The 19,737-nt window shown below is 64.2% G+C and carries 20 protein-coding genes; 5 read left to right on the plus strand and 15 right to left on the minus strand.

From position 1 onward, the window contains the following. Window positions 1–54: 54 nt before the first annotated feature. The 9 genes from guaA to groES all read right to left on the minus strand — a co-directional run bounded on the left by guaA (window position 55) and on the right by groES (window position 10,310). Complete coding sequence (gene guaA, locus MUG94_RS13420) at window positions 55–1,644, minus strand: glutamine-hydrolyzing GMP synthase (protein ID WP_227906603.1); 1,590 nt, start codon at window positions 1,642–1,644, stop codon at window positions 55–57. A 55-nt stretch (window positions 1,645–1,699) separates the two neighbouring features. Then, a complete protein-coding gene (locus tag MUG94_RS13425; RefSeq protein WP_227892266.1) occupies window positions 1,700–2,140 on the minus strand; it encodes a DUF3817 domain-containing protein in 441 nt (146 codons plus the stop codon). Continuing rightward, window positions 2,137–2,961, minus strand: coding sequence for an SURF1 family protein (locus MUG94_RS13430; RefSeq protein WP_227906607.1), 825 nt, complete (start codon window positions 2,959–2,961; stop codon window positions 2,137–2,139). The genes MUG94_RS13425 and MUG94_RS13430 overlap by 4 nt, the downstream gene beginning before the upstream one ends. A gap of 89 nt (window positions 2,962–3,050) precedes the next feature. Next, window positions 3,051–3,491, minus strand: coding sequence for a PTS sugar transporter subunit IIA (locus MUG94_RS13435; RefSeq protein WP_227892380.1), 441 nt, complete (start codon window positions 3,489–3,491; stop codon window positions 3,051–3,053). A gap of 67 nt (window positions 3,492–3,558) precedes the next feature. After that, entirely contained in the window at window positions 3,559–5,283 is a 1,725-nt protein-coding gene (locus MUG94_RS13440; RefSeq protein ID WP_227906609.1) for a glycerol-3-phosphate dehydrogenase/oxidase, read from the minus strand. A gap of 62 nt (window positions 5,284–5,345) precedes the next feature. Further along, the gene (locus tag MUG94_RS13445; protein WP_227892270.1) at window positions 5,346–6,485 is read right to left on the minus strand and encodes a GuaB3 family IMP dehydrogenase-related protein; all 1,140 of its coding nucleotides are present in this window, start codon (window positions 6,483–6,485) and stop codon (window positions 5,346–5,348) included. A gap of 104 nt (window positions 6,486–6,589) precedes the next feature. Next, entirely contained in the window at window positions 6,590–8,110 is a 1,521-nt protein-coding gene (guaB, locus tag MUG94_RS13450; RefSeq protein ID WP_227906611.1) for an IMP dehydrogenase, read from the minus strand. 212 nt (window positions 8,111–8,322) lie between these two features. After that, on the minus strand, window positions 8,323–9,933 hold the full coding sequence (gene groL / locus MUG94_RS13455) for a chaperonin GroEL (protein ID WP_227892272.1): 1,611 nt from the start codon (window positions 9,931–9,933) through the stop codon (window positions 8,323–8,325). 80 nt (window positions 9,934–10,013) lie between these two features. After that, the gene (gene groES / locus MUG94_RS13460; protein ID WP_227892273.1) at window positions 10,014–10,310 is read right to left on the minus strand and encodes a co-chaperone GroES; all 297 of its coding nucleotides are present in this window, start codon (window positions 10,308–10,310) and stop codon (window positions 10,014–10,016) included. Window positions 10,311–10,683: 373 nt separating this feature from the next. Here groES and MUG94_RS13465 point away from each other — a divergent pair, with 373 nt between their 5' ends. From MUG94_RS13465 to MUG94_RS13480, 4 genes are all read left to right on the plus strand, one after another. Beyond that, window positions 10,684–11,643 carry a siderophore ABC transporter substrate-binding protein gene (locus MUG94_RS13465; protein ID WP_227906612.1) on the plus strand — a complete coding sequence of 320 codons (960 nt, stop codon included), beginning with the start codon at window positions 10,684–10,686 and terminating at the stop codon, window positions 11,641–11,643. A gap of 86 nt (window positions 11,644–11,729) precedes the next feature. After that, a complete protein-coding gene (locus MUG94_RS13470) occupies window positions 11,730–12,776 on the plus strand; it encodes an ABC transporter permease (RefSeq protein ID WP_227906613.1) in 1,047 nt (348 codons plus the stop codon). Further along, window positions 12,769–13,785: an iron chelate uptake ABC transporter family permease subunit gene (locus MUG94_RS13475; RefSeq protein ID WP_227906614.1), complete on the plus strand. Its 1,017-nt coding sequence runs from the start codon at window positions 12,769–12,771 to the stop codon at window positions 13,783–13,785. Before MUG94_RS13470 ends, MUG94_RS13475 begins: the two co-directional genes overlap by 8 nt. Further along, the gene (locus MUG94_RS13480) at window positions 13,782–14,540 is read left to right on the plus strand and encodes an iron ABC transporter ATP-binding protein (protein ID WP_227906615.1); all 759 of its coding nucleotides are present in this window, start codon (window positions 13,782–13,784) and stop codon (window positions 14,538–14,540) included. The genes MUG94_RS13475 and MUG94_RS13480 overlap by 4 nt, the downstream gene beginning before the upstream one ends. Here MUG94_RS13480 and MUG94_RS13485 read toward each other — a convergent pair. Genes MUG94_RS13485 through MUG94_RS13505 form a run of 5 tightly spaced genes read right to left on the minus strand, consistent with a single transcriptional unit; the run spans window position 14,537 to window position 17,995 of the window. Then, on the minus strand, window positions 14,537–15,928 hold the full coding sequence (locus MUG94_RS13485; RefSeq protein ID WP_227906616.1) for a hypothetical protein: 1,392 nt from the start codon (window positions 15,926–15,928) through the stop codon (window positions 14,537–14,539). The two genes, MUG94_RS13480 and MUG94_RS13485, sit on opposite strands and share 4 nt — an antisense overlap. Next, on the minus strand, window positions 15,925–16,320 hold the full coding sequence (locus MUG94_RS13490; RefSeq protein WP_227906617.1) for a hypothetical protein: 396 nt from the start codon (window positions 16,318–16,320) through the stop codon (window positions 15,925–15,927). Before MUG94_RS13490 ends, MUG94_RS13485 begins: the two co-directional genes overlap by 4 nt. Before the next feature lie 41 nt (window positions 16,321–16,361). Then, window positions 16,362–16,715: a hypothetical protein gene (locus MUG94_RS13495; protein WP_227906618.1), complete on the minus strand. Its 354-nt coding sequence runs from the start codon at window positions 16,713–16,715 to the stop codon at window positions 16,362–16,364. Between the two features lie 9 nt (window positions 16,716–16,724). Continuing rightward, the gene (locus MUG94_RS13500) at window positions 16,725–17,663 is read right to left on the minus strand and encodes a hypothetical protein (protein ID WP_227906619.1); all 939 of its coding nucleotides are present in this window, start codon (window positions 17,661–17,663) and stop codon (window positions 16,725–16,727) included. Then, window positions 17,663–17,995: a hypothetical protein gene (locus tag MUG94_RS13505; RefSeq protein WP_227906620.1), complete on the minus strand. Its 333-nt coding sequence runs from the start codon at window positions 17,993–17,995 to the stop codon at window positions 17,663–17,665. Before MUG94_RS13505 ends, MUG94_RS13500 begins: the two co-directional genes overlap by 1 nt. Window positions 17,996–18,225: 230 nt before the next feature. On the opposite strand from MUG94_RS13505, the gene MUG94_RS13510 reads away from it, so the two are divergent. Next, window positions 18,226–18,522, plus strand: coding sequence for a hypothetical protein (locus MUG94_RS13510; RefSeq protein WP_227892282.1), 297 nt, complete (start codon window positions 18,226–18,228; stop codon window positions 18,520–18,522). Window positions 18,523–18,552: 30 nt separating this feature from the next. Here MUG94_RS13510 and MUG94_RS13515 read toward each other — a convergent pair whose 3' ends face one another. Beyond that, window positions 18,553–19,728, minus strand: a complete 1,176-nt coding sequence (locus MUG94_RS13515; RefSeq protein ID WP_341482147.1) for a MalY/PatB family protein — start codon at window positions 19,726–19,728, stop codon at window positions 18,553–18,555. Window positions 19,729–19,737 lie beyond the last annotated feature (9 nt).

Genomic DNA, 19,737 nt, shown 5'->3' on the forward strand with positions numbered 1-19,737 from the left:
CGAAGCAGGGAACGAAACGGGGGACAGCCTGTACGGCTGTCCCCCGTGTTCAATCTACTCCCACTCGATGGTTCCCGGCGGCTTGGACGTTACGTCCAAAACCACGCGGTTAATCCCGTCGACTTCGTTGGTAATGCGGTTGGAGATGCGTGCCAGCAGGTCATACGGCAGGCGTGACCAGTCGGCGGTCATCGCGTCTTCGCTGGAGACCGGACGCAGGACGATGGGATGGCCGTAGGTGCGGCCGTCGCCCTGAACGCCCACGCTGCGCACATCGGCCAGCAGGACAACAGGCATCTGCCATACGTCGTTGTCCAGGCCGGCTGCGGTCAGCTCGGCGCGGGCGATGGCGTCGGCGCGGCGCAGCAGGTCCAGACGTTCCTGGTTGACCTCGCCGATGATGCGGATACCCAGTCCGGGGCCGGGGAACGGCTGGCGTCCCACGATCTCGGCCGGCAGGCCCAGCTCGCGGCCCACGGCACGGACCTCGTCCTTGAACAGGGCCCGCAGGGGTTCCACCAGTTCAAACTTCAGGTCCTCGGGCAGCCCGCCCACGTTGTGGTGGCTCTTGATGTTGGCTGCGCCCTCGCCGCCGCCGGATTCGACGACGTCCGGGTACAGGGTGCCCTGAACGAGGAAGCGGATGGGTTCGCCGGCAGCAGCTGCCTCGGCCATGATGGCGCGCTCGGCTTCTTCGAACGCGCGGATGAACTCGCGGCCGATGATCTTGCGCTTGGTTTCCGGATCCGTGACACCGGCGAGGGCTTCGAGGAAGCGCTTCTGCTCATTGGCGACGTAGAGGTTGACGCCGGTGGATGCCACGAAGTCGCGCTCCACCTGCTCGGCTTCACCTTCGCGCAGCAGACCGTGGTCCACGAACACGCAGGTCAGCTGGTCGCCGACGGCACGCTGTACCAGTGCTGCGGCAACGGCGGAGTCGACGCCGCCGGAGAGCCCGCAGATCACGCGGGAGCTGCCCACCTGCTCGCGGATGCGTTCGACCTGCTCTTCCACAATGTTGCCCGTGGTCCAGCTGCGGTCCAGGCGGGCGCCCTTGAACAGGAAGTTCTCCAGGACGGACTGGCCGTGCGCGGAGTGCTTCACCTCCGGGTGCCACTGGACGCCGTAGAGCTGCTTCTCTTCGTTGGCGAAAGCCGCAACGGGGGCACCGGCCGTGGTGGCCAGCACGTCGAATCCGGGCGGAGCTTCCTGGACGCTGTCACCGTGGCTCATCCACGTGTTCTGCTGTTCCGGCGTGCCCTCAAGGATGGAGCGCGGGCCTCCGACGGCGGTGGCGTCGGTGGAGCCGTATTCGCGCAGGCCGGTTTTGGCGACCTTGCCGCCCAGGGCGTTGGCCATGGCCTGGAAGCCGTAGCAGATGCCCAGGACCGGAACACCTGCATCAAACAGGCCTTCACTGACTGCGGGGGCGCCTTCGGCGTAAACGCTGGAAGGGCCGCCTGAAAGGATGATCGCGGCCGGGTTCTTCGCCAGGATCTGTTCCGTGGTCCAGGTGTGGGGCACCACCTCGGAATAGACATCTGCATCGCGTACCCGGCGGGCAATGAGCTGGGCGTACTGGGCGCCGAAGTCCACAACAAGGACAGGGCGCTCTTCTATGGGAGGGGTCGCGGAATTAGTCACGCTTCAAGGATAGTCGCCGGAGCATCCGCGCCGCACATCCGCGCGGGCCGGTGCCTCAGTAGCGCTTGGCAGCTTCCGGATGGGCAGCGAGTTCCGCAAGGACCTGTTTGTGCGTGCGGCCCTCCACAATGAAGGACAGGAAGGGCACCACACCGCCCAGGGCGATCAGGATGAACTTCGAGAACGGCCAGCGCATCAGCTGCCACAGGCGGAAGTCAGCCAGCAGGTAGACCACGTACAGCCAGCCGTGGGCAATCAGCACACCCGTGAAAAGGTTCAGCGGGCCAACGGTGATCTCCTCGATCTTCAGCCCGTATTTGAGGATCATCTCAATGCACAACAGGAGAAGAAACACACCGGTGACGTAGGAAGAAACCTTGTAAAAGGTCAGGGCCGAGCGGATCTGGGCGTGGGTGCCGCCAAAGCGGCGCTTTTTCCGGCGCGGTTTCTTGGTTGCTGCGGGTGCCCCGGCGGGGGCCTGTCCTGGATCGCTCACTTCTGTACCTCACTGGTTGGGGCCGGCTGTCCGGAGACGGGGCCCTCGTCGTCGTCGTCTTCGTCATCGTCGTAGTACTCGTCGTCGTCCTCGAGGGAACGCTGGTGGGCATCCGCCACGAGGCGCCACCACAGGAAGACGGAGAACCCGGCGAAGACCACCCACTCAATGGCGTAGAAGATGTTCATCCAGTTCACCGAGGTTTCCTGGGGCTGCGCGTCCACGTTGACCACCCGCATGTTCCCGGTTTCCGGAGCCTCCCCGTCCACCGTGATCTCGTCAGCGGTGACGAACGCCGAGTACCCGGGAGTGTCCCAGACATTGACCAGTTCGGCGCTGGAAAGGCTGGGCAGGACGCCGTTCTCTTCGGGGGCCTGGGCGACGGGGCCTTCGGGCGGCAGCAGGCGGCCGACGACGACGGCGTCCCCGGACGGGGCGGGCGCAACATCATCGGGCTCGGCGACCCAGCCGCGGACCACCGGCATAACCGCGCCGTCGGGGGCTCCGTCCACGGCGAACGCAGTGACCACCCAGTATCCGCGGTCCCCGTCGTAGAGACGGTGGTCAATCAGGACCGTGTCCTCACCGCGAAAGGAACCGTTCATGGAGACCATCTGGTCCGCCTGCGTACCCATCAGTTCCACCCCGGGGGTGAACACCTCGGTCAGGGGACGGACGTTTTCGGTTTCACCGGCGTCGGGCGGAAGCTCGCTCTCGGCTGTCGAAAACTGCCACTGGCTCAGGAGCACGAAGACCGTGGAGATCGCGAGGGCAAAAAGCAGGGCGGCGATCCAGCGGGGTTGCAGGGCAGTTTTCAGCACTCCTTAACCGTACTTCGTCCCCGTGTAGAAAACCCAATGCCTGCTGTCCGCGGCCCCGGCGCTGACGCCAATGCCAAAGCAGGGCGCCGTCAGTGGTCAAAAAACACCAGCGAGGAGTTGATCAGTTCTGAGATCACCTCGGCATCATTGGCGCGGCGGAGCGAATCCCGGAAGGCCGGGCGGAACAGCGACCGCGCGATGGTGGCCAGGACCTCCAGGTGTTCGGAGAAGGCTCCCGCGGGGGTGGCTATCAGCAGAATCACTGTGGCCGGACCGTCCGAAGCACCGAAGTCGATACTGTGGCCGTAGCGGGTGATTCCCACGGCGATGGAGGTCTGCATCACTTCCTCGCTGCGGGCATGCGGCATGCCGATTCCGCCGGGCAGCCCCGTGGCCATCTGATGCTCCCGGGCGTTGACCTGCTTCAGGAACGTCTCAAGGTCGCGGATCCTGCCCTGCTCATGCATCCGCTGTGCCAGCTGGGCCGCGGCGTCGGAGCGGTCGGTGGCCTCCATCTGGAGAATGACCATTTCGGGCACCGTTAGCACGGCGCCCTTCTCGTTCAGGGAGAGTTCAGGTTCCACGGGCCGTTCCGGTTCAGGCCAGCGGAGCGATGTCATGGGCCTTCAACCGTGCGGCGTCAGCTGAAACGTCATCGGGCTGTTCCTGGCTGAGCCGCTCGGCTTCCACCCGCGCCTCATAGTGGGCCACCTCCTGCTCCACCCGCTCCGGACTCCAGTTCAGGATGGGTGCCATGAGTTCTGCCACGACCGGGGCCGCGGAGACGCCCCGGTCCCATGACTCGATGGAGATGCGGGTGCGCCGTGCCAGGACGTCCTCCACGTGCCGGGCGCCTTCGGACGTGGTGGCGTACACCACCTCGGCGCGCAGGTAATCGTCTGCTCCGGGCAGGGGCTCCCCCAACTCGGGATTGGCACGGATCAGTTCCAGCACCTCGGTGGCCAGTGAACCGTAACGGTTCAGTAGATGCTCCACCCGGACCACATGGACTCCGTAGTGCTCCGCAGTGCGGTGCCGGAGGTTCCACGCAGCTTTGTATCCCACCGCGCCCAGCAGCGGGATGGTGGAGGTGCAGCTTTCCGGAACCTTGTCGTCCAGGGCGCGGGCCGCCTCGTCCACGGCGTCCTTGGCCATGACGCGGTAGGTTGTCCATTTGCCGCCTGCCACGACCACCAGCCCGGGCACCGGATGCGCCACCACGTGCTCGCGGGACAGCTTGGCCGTGGAATCATTCTCGCCGGCGAGCAGCGGGCGCAGCCCGGCATAGACGCCTTCGACGTCTTCGCGCGTCAGCGGGGTCTTCAGCACCCGGTTCACGTGTTCCAGCAAATAGTCGATGTCCGCGGACGTTGCCGCCGGATGTGCCTTGTCCAGGTTCCAGTCGGTGTCAGTGGTGCCCACGATCCAGTGCCTGCCCCAGGGGATCACGAAGAGCACGGACTTTTCGGTGCGCAGGATCATGCCGACGGTGGACTGGATCCGGTCGCGGGGAACCACCAGGTGCACGCCCTTGGAGGCGCGGACCTTCAACTGCCCGCGGTCGGTGACCATGGCCTGGGTTTCGTCGGTCCACACACCGGTGGCGTTGACCACCTGGCGGGCGAACACATCGAATTCCCGGCCGGTCTCGGAATCCTTCACCCGGGCGCCAACCACGCGCTCGCCCTCCCGCAGGAAGTCCACCACGGACACCCGGTTGGCCACGGTGGCGCCGTAATGCGCCGCGGTGCGGACCATGTTGGCCACATAGCGGGCGTCATCCACCTGGGCATCGTAGTAGCGGATGGAGCCGATCATGGCGTCATCCTTCAGGCTGGGCGCGGCCCGGAGCGTGGCCTTCTTGCTGAGGTGCTTGTGCACGGGAACCCCGCGGGAATTACCCGAGGTCAGCCCCATGGTGTCGTACAGCATGATGCCGGCGCCCACGTAGGGCCGCTCGTAGAACCGGTGTGTCAGCGGGTACAAGAACGGCACGGGCTTGACCAGATGGGGAGCGATCCGCTGGATCAGCAGACCGCGCTCCTTGAGGGCTTCGGCAACGAGCGCAAAGTCCAGCATCTCCAGGTAGCGCAAACCGCCGTGGATGAGCTTGGAGGAACGCGACGAGGTGCCCGACGCCCAGTCCCGGGCCTCGACCATGCCCACCTTGAGTCCCCGGGTGACCGCGTCCAGAGCGGCACCGGCACCCACCACGCCGCCTCCGACGATCAGGATGTCCAGTTGCCGGCCAGGTTCCGCGGTGGACCGCAGCGCGGCCAGGGCGTCCTCCCGGTATTCCGGGCTGAGTGCATCTTTGCTCATGGTCAAGATTCCTCTCTGGGACCCGCCGGTCGCGCTGCGTCCTTTGCAGCCACTCTAGGGAACTACATGGTGGATAGGTAGGGCGCGACCAGCACCTCGATGCGCTGGAAAGCTTTCACGTCGGAGTAACCCGTGGTGGCCATGGCCCGGCGCAGGGCGCCCATCAGGTTGGAGGTGCCGTTGGGGTGGTGCGACGGACCCCAGAGGACTTCCTGCAGCGGGCCGACGGTGTCCAGCCGGACCCGGTCGCCGCGGGGAAGTTCGCTGTGGTGGGCTTCCTGGCCCCAGTGCCATCCCTGTCCGGGGGCCTCTTCCGCCCGGGCCAGAGCCGATCCGAGCATCACGGCGTCCGCGCCCATGGCGATCGCCTTGACGATGTCACCGCTGGTGCCCATTCCGCCGTCGGCGATCACGTGGACGTAGCGTCCGCCTGACTCGTCCATGTAATCGCGGCGCGCCTCGGCGATGTCCGCGATCGCGGTGGCCATGGGGGCGTGGATGCCCAGGGCGCGGCGCGTGGTGGTGGTCGCTCCCCCGCCGAAGCCGACCAGGACGCCGGCGGCTCCGGTGCGCATCAGGTGCAGGGCCGGGGTGTAGCCGGCCGCGCCGCCCACAATGACGGGAACGTCCAGTTCGTAGATGAACTGCTTGAGGTTCAGCGGCTCAACGGTCTTGGAGACGTGCTCCGCGGAGACGGTGGTGCCGCGGATGACGAAGATGTCCACGCCGGCGGCCAGGACGGTCTTGTAGAACTCCTGGGTGCGCTGCGGGGTGAGGGAGCCGGCAACGGTCACGCCGGCGTCGCGCACCTCGGCCAGACGGGAGGTGATCAGCTCCGCCTGGATGGGTGCTTCATAGATTTCCTGCAGCCGGCGGGTGGCCGCGGGATTGAAGTTGTCTTCACTGAGGACCGCTATCTCATCCAGGAGCGGCTGGGGGTCCTCGTAGCGGGTCCACAGCCCTTCCAGGTTCAGTACGCCCAATCCGCCCAGGCGGCCCATCGTTATGGCGGTGGCCGGGGACATCACCGAGTCCATGGGAGCACCCATGACCGGCATCTCAAACTGGTAGGCATCGATCTGCCAGTTGATCGAAACATCCTGCGGGTCCCGTGTACGCCGGGACGGCACAATTGCCACATCATCGAGGGAGTAGGCTCGGCGCCCACGCTTGCCACGGCCAATTTCTATCTCATTGCTCACAGCTCTAGGTTATCCCAGCTTTGGAATCCCGGCCTTAAAGCAAGCAGCAGCCGCTTCCCTGCCCTCGATTGAGGGGAGGATGCGGCTGCTGCTATTGCGCGCGGCTAGCGGCGGGTGCCGTAGTTAGGCGCCTCCGCCGTCATCATGATGTCGTGCGGGTGGGATTCCTTCAGCCCTGCCGGAGTGATCCGGACGAACTTTCCCTTCTGCTTCAGCTCTTCGATGGTGCGGGCGCCGGTGTAGAACATGGTCTGGCGCAGGCCGCCCACCAGCTGATGGGCGACGGCGGACAGCGGACCGCGGTACGGAACCTGGCCTTCGATGCCTTCCGGGATCAGCTTTTCGTCGCTGGGGACGTCAGCCTGGAAGTAGCGGTCCTTGGAGTAGGACGTGTTCTTGCCGCGGCTCTGCATGGCGCCCAGCGAACCCATGCCGCGGTAGGACTTGAACTGCTTGCCGTTGACGAACACCAGGTCCCCGGGGCTTTCGGCGGAGCCTGCCAGCAGGCTGCCCAACATGACGGTGTCTGCGCCGGCAACGATGGCCTTGCCGATGTCGCCCGAGTACTGGAGGCCGCCGTCGGCGATCACCGGCACGCCGGCCGGGATGGCGGCTTTGGCTGCTTCGTAGATGGCGGTGATCTGGGGAACGCCCACTCCGGCCACCACGCGGGTGGTGCAGATGGAACCGGGTCCCACACCCACCTTGATGGCGTCGGCGCCGGCGTCGATCAGGGCCTGGGCACCTTCGCGGGTGGCTGCCTGGCCGCCGATGATGTCCACATGCGCAACCGCGGGGTCCTTCTTCAGGCGGGCGATCATGTCCAGCACGCCGGCGCTGTGGCCGTTGGCGGTGTCCACGACGAGGATGTCCACGCCGGCGTCAACGAGGGTCATGGCACGCTCGTAGCCGTCGCCGAAGAAGCCGATAGCCGCACCCACGCGCAGCCGGCCTTCCTCATCCTTGGTGGCCAGCGGATACTGCTCGGCCTTGTCGAAGTCCTTGACCGTGATCAGGCCCTGCAGGCGGCCGTCGTCGTCCACCAGAGGCAGCTTCTCGATGCGGTGCTTGCCCAGCAGTTCCACGGTTTCTTCGGCGCTGATGCCCACGCGGCCGGTGATCAGCGGCATGCGGGTCATGACTTCGCTGACCTTGCGGCGGGGGTAGTCGGCACGCGGAATGAAACGGGTGTCGCGGTTGGTCACGATACCCAGCAGCTTGTTGTCGGGGTCCACGACCGGCAGTCCGGAAACACGGAAGTGGGCACACAGGTCGTCCAGCTCCTGCAGGGTGGCATCCGGGGAGATGGTGACCGGGTTGGTGATCATGCCCGACTCGCTGCGCTTGACGCGGTCAACGTGCTCGGCCTGGTCAGCGATGGACAGGTTCCGGTGGATGACACCGAGTCCGCCCTGGCGTGCCATGGCAATCGCCATCCGGGATTCGGTCACCGTGTCCATGGCAGCGGAAAGCAGCGGGGTGTGCACGGTGATTCGCTTGGACAGGCGGGAGGAGGTGTCCGCCTCGGACGGAATGACATCCGTGGGGCCGGGCAGCAGCAGGACGTCGTCGTAGGTCAGGCCGATGAAGCCGAACGGGTCATGCTCTGTGGACTGCTGGCTCAAAATTGCGCCTCTTTCGCGGAAGACCGGAGGGATGGGGGTTACCGGGAAAACACCGGCTGGCTTCTTTACATCCTAAAACGAAAGGGCGCCCACCCCTATTCCAAATTGTTCCTGGTGTCATCGGTCACAGCCGTCAGGCACGCAAAGTTCCGGACAGACAAAAGGTCCCGGCACCGCAGCGGGCTGCTGCGGCACCGGGACCTATCTGTCAGCTAGTGCTGGTGGCCGTGATCTTCTTCGTCGTCGGCAGGCTTCTCCACCACAAGAGCTTCGGTGGTGAGGACCAGCGCGGCGATGGAGGCGGCGTTGCGCAGAGCTGAACGAGTGACCTTGACCGGGTCAATGATGCCGGCCTCGATCAGGTTCTCGTAGACGCCCGTTGCGGCATTAAAACCGTTGTTGACCTCGAGGTCGGTGACCTTGGCAACAACAACCATGCCTTCGGAACCGGCATTCTCGGCGATCCAGCGCAGCGGCTGCGCCAGGGCGCGGCGGACCAGGCCCACGGCGGTGGCGGCGTCGCCTTCCAGCTTCAGCACCTCCGGATCCGTGTCCAGGGCCTTCGCAGCGTGAACCAGCGCGGAACCGCCGCCGGCCACAATGCCCTCTTCCAGAGCGGCACGCGTCGAGGACACAGCGTCTTCGATGCGGTGCTTCTTTTCCTTCAGCTCCACCTCGGTGGCTGCACCGACCTTGATGACGCCGATTCCGCCGGAGAGCTTCGCGAGGCGTTCCTGCAGCTTCTCACGGTCCCAGTCGGAGTCCGTGCGTTCGATTTCGGCACGGATCTGGGCCACACGGTCCGCCACATCGGCTTCCGAGCCGGTGCCGTCAACAATGGTGGTGCTGTCCTTGGTGACCGTGATGCGGCGGGCGGAGCCCAGCACCTCAAGGCCAACCTGGTCCAGCTTCAGGCCCAGGTCCGGAGAGACAACCTGCGCACCCGTGAGGGTGGCAATGTCCTGCATCATGGCCTTGCGGCGGTCGCCGAAGCCCGGAGCCTTCACGGCAACCACGTTCAGGGTGCCGCGGATCTTGTTGACCACCAGGGTCGACAGGGCTTCGCCTTCGATGTCTTCGGCGATGATGAACAGCGGCTTGGAGGTTCCCAGCGCCTTTTCGAGCAGCGGCAGGAACTCTGCAACCGAGGAGATCTTGCCGGAGTTGATCAGGATCAGCGCGTCTTCGAGGACGGCTTCCTGGCGTTCCGGATCGGTCACGAAGTACGGGGACAGGTAACCCTTGTCGAACTGCATGCCCTCGGTGATGACCAGTTCGGTCTGCGTCGAGGAGGATTCCTCGATGGTGATGACGCCGTCCTTGCCGACGGTGTCAAAAGCCTTGGCCAGCAGCTCGCCGATCTCCATGCTCTGAGCGGAGATCGCAGCTACATGGGCAACCTGGTTGCCTTCAACTTCCTTGGCGTTTTCCAGCAGCCGTGCAGCCACCGCTTCCACAGCCGTCTCCATGCCGCGCTTCAGCTGGCCCGGAGCGGCACCTGCAGCAACGTTGCGCAGGCCTTCCTTGACCAGGGCCTGGGCCAGGACGGTGGCCGTGGTGGTGCCGTCGCCGGCAACATCGTTGGTCTTGGTGGCTACTTCTTTGGCCAGCTGGGCGCCGAGGTTCTCATACGGATCATCCAGCTCGACTTCACGGGCGATGGTCACGCCGTCGTTCGTGATGGTGGGAGCGCCCCATGTCTTGGCGAGCACTACGTTGCGGCCGCGCGGGCCGAGGGTCACCTTGACGGTGTTGGCCAGCTTGTCGACGCCGGCCTCCAGCGAGCGGCGGGCGGAGTCGTTGAACTCCAATTGCTTTGCCATGTGTGTGTCCTTTCCGACAGCTACATCTGCACCTGCATCAGAAAACCCCGGCCAGATTGGCCGGGGTTTTCCTGTTTCAACTACTTAACGACGATGGCCAGTACGTCGCGGGCGGACAGCACCAGGTATTCGGAGCCGCCGTGCTTGACTTCGGTTCCGCCGTACTTGGAGTAGATGACAACGTCACCTTCGGCTACGTCCACGGGAACGCGGTTGCCGTTGTCGTCAACGCGGCCGGGGCCTACTGCAACAACTTCGCCCTCCTGGGGCTTTTCCTTGGCGGTGTCCGGGATGACGAGGCCGGAAGCAGTGGTCTGCTCGGCTTCGAGGGGGCGGACAACAATACGATCCTCAAGGGGCTTAATAGAGACCGACACTCGGGCTCTCCTTTGCGTAGTTACTAACGGATAGGGACCGTCGGTGGGCGCTGGCCGTCGTCGCGGTGCCGGATGGCGCTTCCCTCAGGAATTAGCACCCTCACATGGAGAGTGCTAGCTCCGACTTTATGCAAGGGCTGGCACTCGGTCAAGGTGAGTGCCAATTTTTGTTTGGCGCTTCGTTACGCCCGGCAACCTGGCCCGCAGAATCCGGTTCGTAAAAGTTGCTTAGCCTCACCTAACAAGGTAGTTTTCAAGGGCGCGCAAAATTAGCAAACATTTATATGTCCTAAATACGCAAACTTCTTTGTCCTATTGGCGGGCCTCCCCCGCCGGGCCGGACGCTGGACCCGAATAACTGGAGCCCCCTGCCGTGAAAAAAACCCTCAAGTCCCGCCTTGTCGCCGGGACCGCCCTCGCTTCCCTCCTGGCCCTGAGTGCCTGCGGGTCGGACACCTCGGCCAGTGCGGACGCGACCGCTGATGCCTCCGAACCCACTACGGTTACCGTTGAGCACACGCAGGGCACCACCGAAGTTCCGGTGAACCCGGAGACTGTTTATACGTTTGATCTCGGCGCACTGGACACCTTGGATGCCCTGGATATCGAGGTTGACGGCGTTCCCGCCGCGAACTTCCCCGAAAGCCTCTCCAAGTACGGCTCGGATGACTACGCCAAGATCGGCAGCATGAAGGAACCCGACTTCGAGGCCATCAGCGCCGGAGCTCCCGACCTCATCATCATGTCCGGACGCACGGCGGATTCCTATGAAGAGTTCTCCAAGATCGCCCCCACAATCAACCTCAGCACCGATGCCCAGGATCCGTGGAATTCGTTCGTCTCCAACACCGAGATCATCGGTGAGATCTTCGGCAAGGAAGCCGAGGTTGAGGACAAGCTCGCCGCGCTGGACACCAAGGTCGATGAAACCAAAGCAGCCGCTGCCGATGCCGGCAACGGCCTGATCATCATGACCAGCGGCGGCGAAATGACCGCTTACGGCGAAGGATCGCGCTTTGGCCTGATCCACGATGTCCTCGGTGTCGCCACTGCTGCTGACATCAAGTCCGAAGCACAGCACGGCGAATCCGTGTCCTTCGAATACATTGCCGAGATCAACCCGGACAACCTGTTCGTGATCGACCGCGACGTCGCCGTCGGCAACGCCGGTGAAGTTGCCTCCGCTGTCCTGGACAACGAACTCGTGATGGGTACCAAGGCGGCCAAGAACGACCGCATCACCATGCTCGATTCCTCCAGCTGGTACCTCGTGGGCTACGGCCTGAACAACGTTGACGCCATGGTCAGCGCTGTCCAGGACGGCATCTCCTAACCCGTCCCCACTACCTGCTAAATCCGCGGGCCGGCCTCCAGAAAATTCTCGGGAGGCCGGCCGTGCGCGGAAGATGGAAAGCAAACATGACTGCAGTTCTCTCCCCCACAGCTCCGGCACCCGCCGGGGCTGCCGGTGTTTCCGGGGTTTCCGGCCGCCGCCGGTTCCTCGGCCCCGGAGCCAAGCTGCTGCTGGGAGGAACAAGCGTCCTGGTGCTTGCCGTTGTCAGCATGTTTGTCGGCGTGAGCGACGTTTCGCTTCCCGGCCTGCTGTCCGGTGATGAACACGCGTGGGACATCTTTTGGATCAGCCGGGTTCCCCGGACCCTGAGCATCATTCTTGCCGGGATGGCGCTGAGCGTCGCCGGTCTCATCATGCAGCTGATGGCCCGCAACAAGTTCGTTGAGCCGTCCACGGTGGGCACAGTGGAATCCGCTTCCCTGGGCATCCTGGTGGTAACGGTGTTCCTGCCGGGTGCCTCGCTGTTCCTCAAAATGTCTACCGCCACCGTCTTCGCCATGGCCGGAACAGCCCTCTTCCTGCTGGTCCTGCGCCGGATTCCGCTGCGCAACACACTGATCGTTCCCCTGGTGGGAATCATGCTTGGCGGCGTTATTGCTGCCGTGACCACGTTCTTTGCCTACCGGTTCGACCTGCTGCAGACCCTGAACAGCTGGATGGTCGGAGACTTCTCCGGTGTACTGCGCGGGCGGTACGAGCTGCTGTGGATAGTCGGTGCCCTAACCCTTATCGGCTACCTGGCAGCGGACCGCTTCACCGTCGCGGGCATGGGCCAGGAGTTCACCACCAACCTCGGCCTGAACTACAACCGGGTGATGACGCTTGGCCTGATCATCGTTTCCCTCATCAGCGCCGTCGTGGTCGTCAGCGTCGGCTCGGTCCCGTTCCTCGGGCTCATCGTTCCCAACCTGGTTTCGCTGATGATCGGGGACAACGTCCGCCGGGCCATTCCGTGGGTCGCCATTTTCGGTGCAGGGTTTGTCCTGGCCTGCGACATCATCGGCCGGACCATCCGCTACCCCTATGAAATCCCGGTCGGGGTCATCGTTTCCGCCATTGGCAGCGCCCTGTTCCTCTACCTGCTCCTGAGAAAGCGCTCCGCCCGTGCCTAGCAGTCCCGTCAGTGCCCTTCCCTCCGCACTTACCGTGCAGCGCCGCCGTCCGGTGCGCAACCTCTCCCCCCGGTTCTGGATCATTGCGCTGTCCGTGGCGGCAGCCGCCCTGGTTGTGGTCTTTATGACCATCGATCTGCGCGGGAACATCGGCTATGTCCTTCCCCGCCGCGCCGTCAAGGTGGGCTCGATGATCCTGGTGGCCTACGCCGTCGGCGTCTCCACCGTGCTGTTCCAGACCGTCACCGCCAACCGCATCCTGACGCCCTCCATCATGGGCTTCGACGCCCTGTACGTGCTGATCCAAACCATCCTGGTGTTCACCCTCGGCGGCGGGCTTGTCCTCGCGATGTCCGATCCGCTGCGCTATGGCATGGAAGTTGCCCTGATGGTGGGATTCTCCTTCCTGCTCTACCGGTGGCTTTTTACCGGCGGCGGCAAATCCCTGCATCTGATGCTGCTGGTCGGCATTGTGCTGGGCACGCTGTTCCGGGGCGTGTCCTCGCTGCTGCAGCGGCTGATCGAGCCCAGCGAGTTCATCATCCTGCAGGACCTGTTCTTCGCGTCCTTCAACAACGTGGACGGCAAATTGCTCGGCTACTCGCTGGTCGCCGCCGCCGCCGTCAGCGTTCCGGCCTGGCGCCTGAGGCACCAGCTCGATGTGCTCTCCCTGGGCCGGGAAACCTCGATCAATCTGGGGATCAACCACAAACGCACAGTGACGCTGGTGCTGGTGATCTGCTCGGTGCTCGTTGCAGTGTCCACCGCACTGGTGGGGCCGGTTACCTTCTTCGGACTGTTGGTCGCGTCCCTGGCCTATCAGCTGTGTTCGCACTTCAAGCACGCCGCCGTTGTTCCCATCGCAGTGCTGCTGGGCATCATTGCCCTGGTGGGCGGCCAGCTGGTCCTTGAGCGCGTGTTTGCGTTCGATACAGCCCTGAGCATCGTCATTGAATTCGTCGGCGGGATCGTCTTTTTGATCCTGCTCCTGAAAGGCTCCATCAAATGATCTCCGTCAACGGCGTCACCAAAAAATACGCCAACGCCACAGTCGTGGACGAGGTGAGCTGCCATATCAAGGAAGGCGGAGTCACCTCGATCATCGGTCCCAACGGGGCCGGCAAGTCCACACTGCTCTCCATCATCAGCCGTCTGCTCCCCGCCGACGCGGGAACCGTAACGGTGGACGGGCTCGACGTCGCGAAAACACCGGGCAAGGACCTGGCCCGAAAAATGGCCATCCTGCGGCAGGACAATCACCTCACGGTGCGCCTGACCGTGCGCGACCTGGTCGGCTTCGGCCGGTACCCGCACAACGGCGGGCGCCCGACGTCGGTGTGCCGGGAAAAGATCGAGCAGTCCCTGGCGTTCCTGGACTTGTCGGATCTGGCGGACAGGTTCGTAGACGAACTCTCCGGCGGCCAGCGCCAGCGTGCGTTCATTGCCATGGTGCTGGCCCAGGACACCGACTACCTGCTGCTCGATGAGCCGCTGAACAATCTGGACATGAAGCACTCCGTGGAAATGATGCGGCTGCTGCGCCGGCTCACCGACGAGCTCGGCAAAACGGTGGTGCTGGTCATCCACGACATCAATTTCGCTTCCTGCTATTCCGACGACATCATCGCCATGGCGGACGGCAAGCTCCTGCACCAGGGGCCGCCGTCCATGATCATGCAGCCGGAAGTCCTGAAGGACATCTATGAAATCGATATCCGGATTGAGGAGATCGAGGGCAACCGGATCGGCGTGTACTTCGCCTAGCCGTTGAACCCCGGCACCTCGGGCAGCCGGAGCGGGATCCCCTCCACGGAAGCATGGATAAACCGCACGAGGATGTCCCAAACCACAGCCGGGGACATGGGTTCGAGACGTACGGAGTGTCCCTTGTCCTGATCTCCCTCGCCGGGGAAGAGCCGGTATTGCCCTGCCGGTCCGGCATTCACCCAGCCGAAACACCCGCCGGTGCGTTCATCCAGAATCTGCCACTCGGTCCACGGCGGCCGCCACATCCGCCCGGCAGCTTGATCCATGTCCTGCGGTGCCGGGGTTTGCCCGGACATGAGCCGGGCCTCATACTGATCCATGCTCAAGGCCACCGGCTCGTGCGGGATGCTCCAGCCGGGAGAGAGCCCAACCCAGTCGGCAATCCGTCCGGGCACCATGGTGGCCGGCAGAATGCCGGTCGACAAGTCATCCGGCCCAAAAGCCGCCGTGGCCGTCCGCGCCGCCGGGAACAGCGACGGCTCAGCGGTGATCTTCGCGAGTCCGCCGCCAATCCAGGCCTGCAGCACTGACCCGCCTGCTGCGTTGCAGGCTTGCACCTGAAAGGAAGCGTCCAGCTTCCGGACCGGCATCAGGAATTCATTTCCCGCCGCAGTCAGCGTTGCCTCGGCAGTGAGCAGACCTGCCGCCCGGAGTGTGGCCGCCGACGGGTCCCTGCGTTGGAACCGTCCCAGCCGGTCCCTCGTCAGAAGCGTATCGAGCAGCTCGAGCGCCGGAATCGGCAACAGCGTTCCGCGCTCCCGATAGGACTGAGCTGCGGCGATGCTGCCCAAATCCTCCAGTTCGGCACCGGCCCACCGGGAGGCATCTTCGTCCAGCCGGGGTTCCTGCGGGGCTATCCGGTCGATGTCCGGCTGACCTGCCCCGGCGAACGGGTTGCCGGGCATTTCCAGAACGGCTTCATCGATACGGATATCCCGAACCATCTGCGCAAACAGCAGTTTCATTCCGGCATGCTGCTCAATGGTGTAGCTGGCGGCAGCTTCTACGGCGAACCCGCCTGCTATCCAGATCCAGCGGTCCACGCAGACCGGATGCTGACCCACCCGGTGGAAAAAGCGCTGCGCCCGGCCCTGACCTGCTGTGCCCGCCGCACCGGGGCTCCAGAGATCGTTGGAGAGCATCCGTGCGTCCTGCAGTTCTTCCAGCACTGAGGCGATGGCCGCAGTGGCATACCGGGCAATGGAAACCCCGTTTGCCGGACGCCAGCGCAACACCAGGTTGGGCCGGAAGACTCCTGCCGGCACCGGCGGATGAGCCACTGCCAGCATCCCGGCTTCCGCCTCGATCCGCTCCCACCCATCCGGACGAGGCAGGCGGAAAGCGTCCAGGCACTCGTAGCTGAATCCTTCGGTAGCCGTTGTCATCGCACGTCCTTCTTCTTGATATACCGTTTGGTGTACTGGTCTTCTCCGCGGGCGATGAGCCGGTCCCCCTCTTTCATCCACGCCGGCTGCATAAACTTGGGCATCCAGAACCAACCGAGTATCCCTATGCCCTGGCAAGCGAACGTCAGCAGGGCATAAGGAATAAAAATGACTTCGTTGGCTGTTATCTCCCGGAAGTTCGACGCCGGCAGAAGCATGACCCACATACCCAGGAAAGTGCAGGCCAGCGAGGGTTTTCCGGTGGAAAAATCGTCCAGGACCACCAGGTGCACATACTTTTTCAGGTAAACCAGCAGTCCGGCGATGAAGACCATCAGCCCGAAGGGGAACATAACGGCGAAGAGTGCCCAATCGTTCGTTTCAGTTTCCATATCTCTTCCCTTGCCTCGCTGAGCGGTGCATTGGTGGGGGACTACCGACCAAAGAGCTTGTTCCAACAGTCGGCAACAGCATCCCCCGCTTCCCGCACCGCCTTGCCCGCGCCGGATTTCATCAGGTCTGATTCCATGAAACCGTCAACCAATTCCAGGGCGGTGTCTGCAGCTGCATCCTTGATGGTGCGGTCATCCAGGAAACCGAATTCGAGGGAGGTGACAACGGAAATACCGATGCCGATCGCGGCACCTGCCATCGTTCCGACTGGTCCCCCTATTGCGCTGCCGATCACGGCGCCGCTCGCGGCCGCCGAAAGATCGATGCCAGCCTTGACTCCGCCCTTCACAAGTCCCACTGCGTCCGCCCGCTCGTTCAAGTCCCCGGGATTCATTCCCGGATGCTACTGTAAGAGCTTGTGATAGGCATCCTGGCGCTCGTCGGCAATCGTAAATCCTGCCGTCGCCAGGGACAGCACCCCGCCGCCCGCTTTGAAACCCGCAGCGGTTTTGGTCAGCTCGCGCCACCCGCCCGTGGGGAGAGCCCACTTCGATCCGTTGGCATCCACCCGGTTCCTGTAGCCGGGCGAGTGCTCGTAAAGCATCTTGCTGGGTTTGGGCCTGTACTCCAACACGTTGATGGACTTGAGGATCCACCGCCCGTCCGTCACCCACCGCCCGCGTGCCCAATGCCGCACACGTTCAGCTGCAGTCAGGTAGCGGATGTAGACGGGGGAAGGGGTTGGAATTTTCACGACCGTCTGCCGCGACGAGGGCAGCTTGGCCAAATTGCCCATGACCCCCGTGATCACCGTGCCGGTCCGGCCCGTGACAACGTTTGTGAGGGCATGGTCCCCCAAAACGATGGCGGTCAGTTTGCCCGCTGTCTCTTCCTCCAGCCGGTTGTAGTTCCCGGCCAGGACTGCAGCTGAATCCGCTGCCCGCCCCAGCCGGAGCTCCGGGGAAGGAAGCATGGACACCGGGCTGCCTTCGGGTTGGCCTGCAGATTCCAGCACCTCCTGGTTGATGGAGTCAATGTGCAGCATCAACGCATCCCGCTGTGCCACAAGCTCTCTGATTTCCACCGCGAACTGCGCCAGCACGCTGCTTGCCTGGTCCGCCATTTGAGCCAGCAGCCCGGCGTGGGGCATGACGGTGCCGAAGGCCTCCTGGATTTCCGGGGCTCCGTCTCCCGAGTAGTGCGCGTCCAGCTGCATCCATGTGGCCGCGGTTCTTTCCACACTTGTGAGATAGGCCTGCCCGGCGGCACCGACGCCTGGAGCGGCAGCCTCGACGGCGTCCGGCGAAGCCCACGCGAAAAGAGCCTCTGTGTCAGCAGACATCAATTTGTCCTTCTCAGGAAGGTTTCGCCTCGAACGCCCGGCAGTGCCGCTGCCAGGCTCGACCCCGCTGTGCCCGCCATCACCCTGTCCGCTTCGGCGATAACGTTCACTGCCTGACGGACGCCGCCCACCGCATTGCCTATCCTCGTTTCGGTCGCCTCGGACTGGAGCAGCATGTTTTGCCAAAGTTCGTCCAGAGCCCGCACCACGGTTCCGGATCCGCCGGAGCACGCCCACTGCGCGTCCATCAGGCGGTGACGCAGTGTTGACAGCGCTGCCTCCCTGGCGTCGCTGTCCTCAACCTGCGCGAGAGTGCGTTCGCAACCTTCCACATTTACGCTGTAATGTCCCAGCGGCATGGTCCCCACTCCCCTAGTCCGTTCGGTGTCTGCCTCTCAACCTAGGGGGTTCCCCGAGCCTCGTCCATGGACGGAACTACCCGGTGGATAACGCAAAATGCCCCCCCGTTGAGGGAATATCCGCTGTGCTCATTGCGGCACGCCTCGGGGGTCTCTTACGTTGGGTCTCCGGCCACCCGGCCAAACACACTGAGGAAGGTCTTATGGAGCCCAAGCTGCGCGTCGCCATCCAGTTCGGCATCGACCTCCGGCAGGTACGGCTGGTGGTTCGAGGCCGGGTCACGGAACAGAACTCCAAGGTGCTGTACGTGCTGGCCCGACGCGCCAACGCCACTCTGCCCGGCCTGTTGGTAGTGCTTGACCTTCATCTGGCGACGATTACCGCTGCCGCGCTCACGGAACTTCGCCGCAGTTCCGAAACCGGTGCGCTGCCCCTGCTGACCGGTCATGCCGAGTCGCTGGCCCCGCGGCAGCTGAGCATCCTGGCTCCCGCCGCCTGAGGGCTTCAGAGGGATAAGGGCGCCGAAGGCCTAAGGTTCCAAGGGCCCGACGGCGGGCCTTGCCTGCACTGCGGCCAGTCGCGTCACCGCCTCCGTCAGCACCTCCGGTGAGCAGGCGAAGTTCAGCCGTGCGAAGCCTGTGCCGTGACGTCCGAATTTCAGGCCCGGTTCCAGCGCAACCTGCCCCTGTTCCAAGGCTATTGCCGCCGGATCCCCGCCCCAGCCGAGACCCCGGAAGTCCAGCCACGCGAGGTAGCCCGCCGCAGGGGGACGGTAGATAACCTCGGGCAGATGCGCTGACAGAAGCTCGGCCAGCAGTTCCCGGTTCGTTGCCAGGGAGTCCAGGACCCCTGCCAACCACGGCCCGCCGTCGTCATAAGCCGCCACCGACGCATGCAGGCCCAGGATGGAGGTCCGGGCCGAGACTTCCTCGGGCATCGAATCCAGTTGCAGGCGGGTACGGTCGCTCGAGCCAACCATCACCGCGCATTTGGTTCCGGCAATGTTCCACGCCTTGCTGGCTGCCGTGACGCAGATGCCAAACTCCCGCGCCGCCTCAGACACGGACAGATAGGGAGTGAACGCCTCGGAGTCGTAGGTCAGCGGCGCGTGGATTTCGTCGCTGATCACCGCGACTCCATACTTCGCGGACAAATCCGCGAGCGCCCGCAGGGTTTCGGCAGAATGCACCAGGCCCAGCGGATTGTGCGGGTTGCACAGCAGCATGGCATCCGCTCCCCGCGCGAACGCACGCTCCAGTGCAGGAAGATCCAGCCGCCAACCGGTTCCCGTGAGCAGCAGCGGAACTTCCACCACTGTGGCCTCGGCTTCCGGCGGCAGCTCATAGAACGGCGGATAGACCGGCGGAGTGATCACCACCGAGCCGTCCACGGGCACCGTCTGACGCAGGCATTCGACGATGGCAACACTGACGTCGGTGGTGGTCCGTATATCCCCCGGATCCACCTGCCAGCCCCAGGTCCGCCCCGCGTATCCGGCAAAGGCTTGGGCGACGGGTTCCGGCCCCGCTATGTAGCCGGTGTCCGAGGCCAGGACCCGGGCGATAATTGCCTGCTGCACCGGTTCGGCCAGCGGATAGTCCATCTCCGCCACGAACAACGGCAGGACATCGGCCGGGTAGGTCTGCCACTTGTAACTGGTCCGGGCCCGCAGCACGGACAGCGGCTCGGCGACGATCTTCATCATGGCGCCCAA

It is taken from the genome of Arthrobacter gengyunqii (assembly GCF_023022985.1).
Lineage (GTDB): Bacteria > Actinomycetota > Actinomycetes > Actinomycetales > Micrococcaceae > Arthrobacter_B > Arthrobacter_B gengyunqii.

Excerpts from the sequence above, each read along its gene's own strand:
- MUG94_RS13435 (WP_227892380.1), bottom strand. The coding sequence starts at position 3,491 with ATGGTCATTCTCCAGATGGAGGCCACCGACCGCTCCGACGCCGCGGCC.
- MUG94_RS13440 (WP_227906609.1), bottom strand. The coding sequence starts at position 5,283 with ATGAGCAAAGATGCACTCAGCCCGGAATACCGGGAGGACGCCCTGGCC.
- groL (WP_227892272.1), bottom strand. The coding sequence starts at position 9,933 with ATGGCAAAGCAATTGGAGTTCAACGACTCCGCCCGCCGCTCGCTGGAG.
- MUG94_RS13470 (WP_227906613.1), top strand. The coding sequence starts at position 11,730 with ATGACTGCAGTTCTCTCCCCCACAGCTCCGGCACCCGCCGGGGCTGCC.
- MUG94_RS13480 (WP_227906615.1), top strand. The coding sequence starts at position 13,782 with ATGATCTCCGTCAACGGCGTCACCAAAAAATACGCCAACGCCACAGTC.
- MUG94_RS13485 (WP_227906616.1), bottom strand. The coding sequence starts at position 15,928 with ATGACAACGGCTACCGAAGGATTCAGCTACGAGTGCCTGGACGCTTTC.
- MUG94_RS13490 (WP_227906617.1), bottom strand. The coding sequence starts at position 16,320 with ATGGAAACTGAAACGAACGATTGGGCACTCTTCGCCGTTATGTTCCCC.
- MUG94_RS13495 (WP_227906618.1), bottom strand. The coding sequence starts at position 16,715 with ATGAATCCCGGGGACTTGAACGAGCGGGCGGACGCAGTGGGACTTGTG.
- MUG94_RS13500 (WP_227906619.1), bottom strand. The coding sequence starts at position 17,663 with ATGTCTGCTGACACAGAGGCTCTTTTCGCGTGGGCTTCGCCGGACGCC.
- MUG94_RS13510 (WP_227892282.1), top strand. The coding sequence starts at position 18,226 with ATGGAGCCCAAGCTGCGCGTCGCCATCCAGTTCGGCATCGACCTCCGG.
- MUG94_RS13515 (WP_341482147.1), bottom strand. The coding sequence starts at position 19,728 with ATGATGAAGATCGTCGCCGAGCCGCTGTCCGTGCTGCGGGCCCGGACC.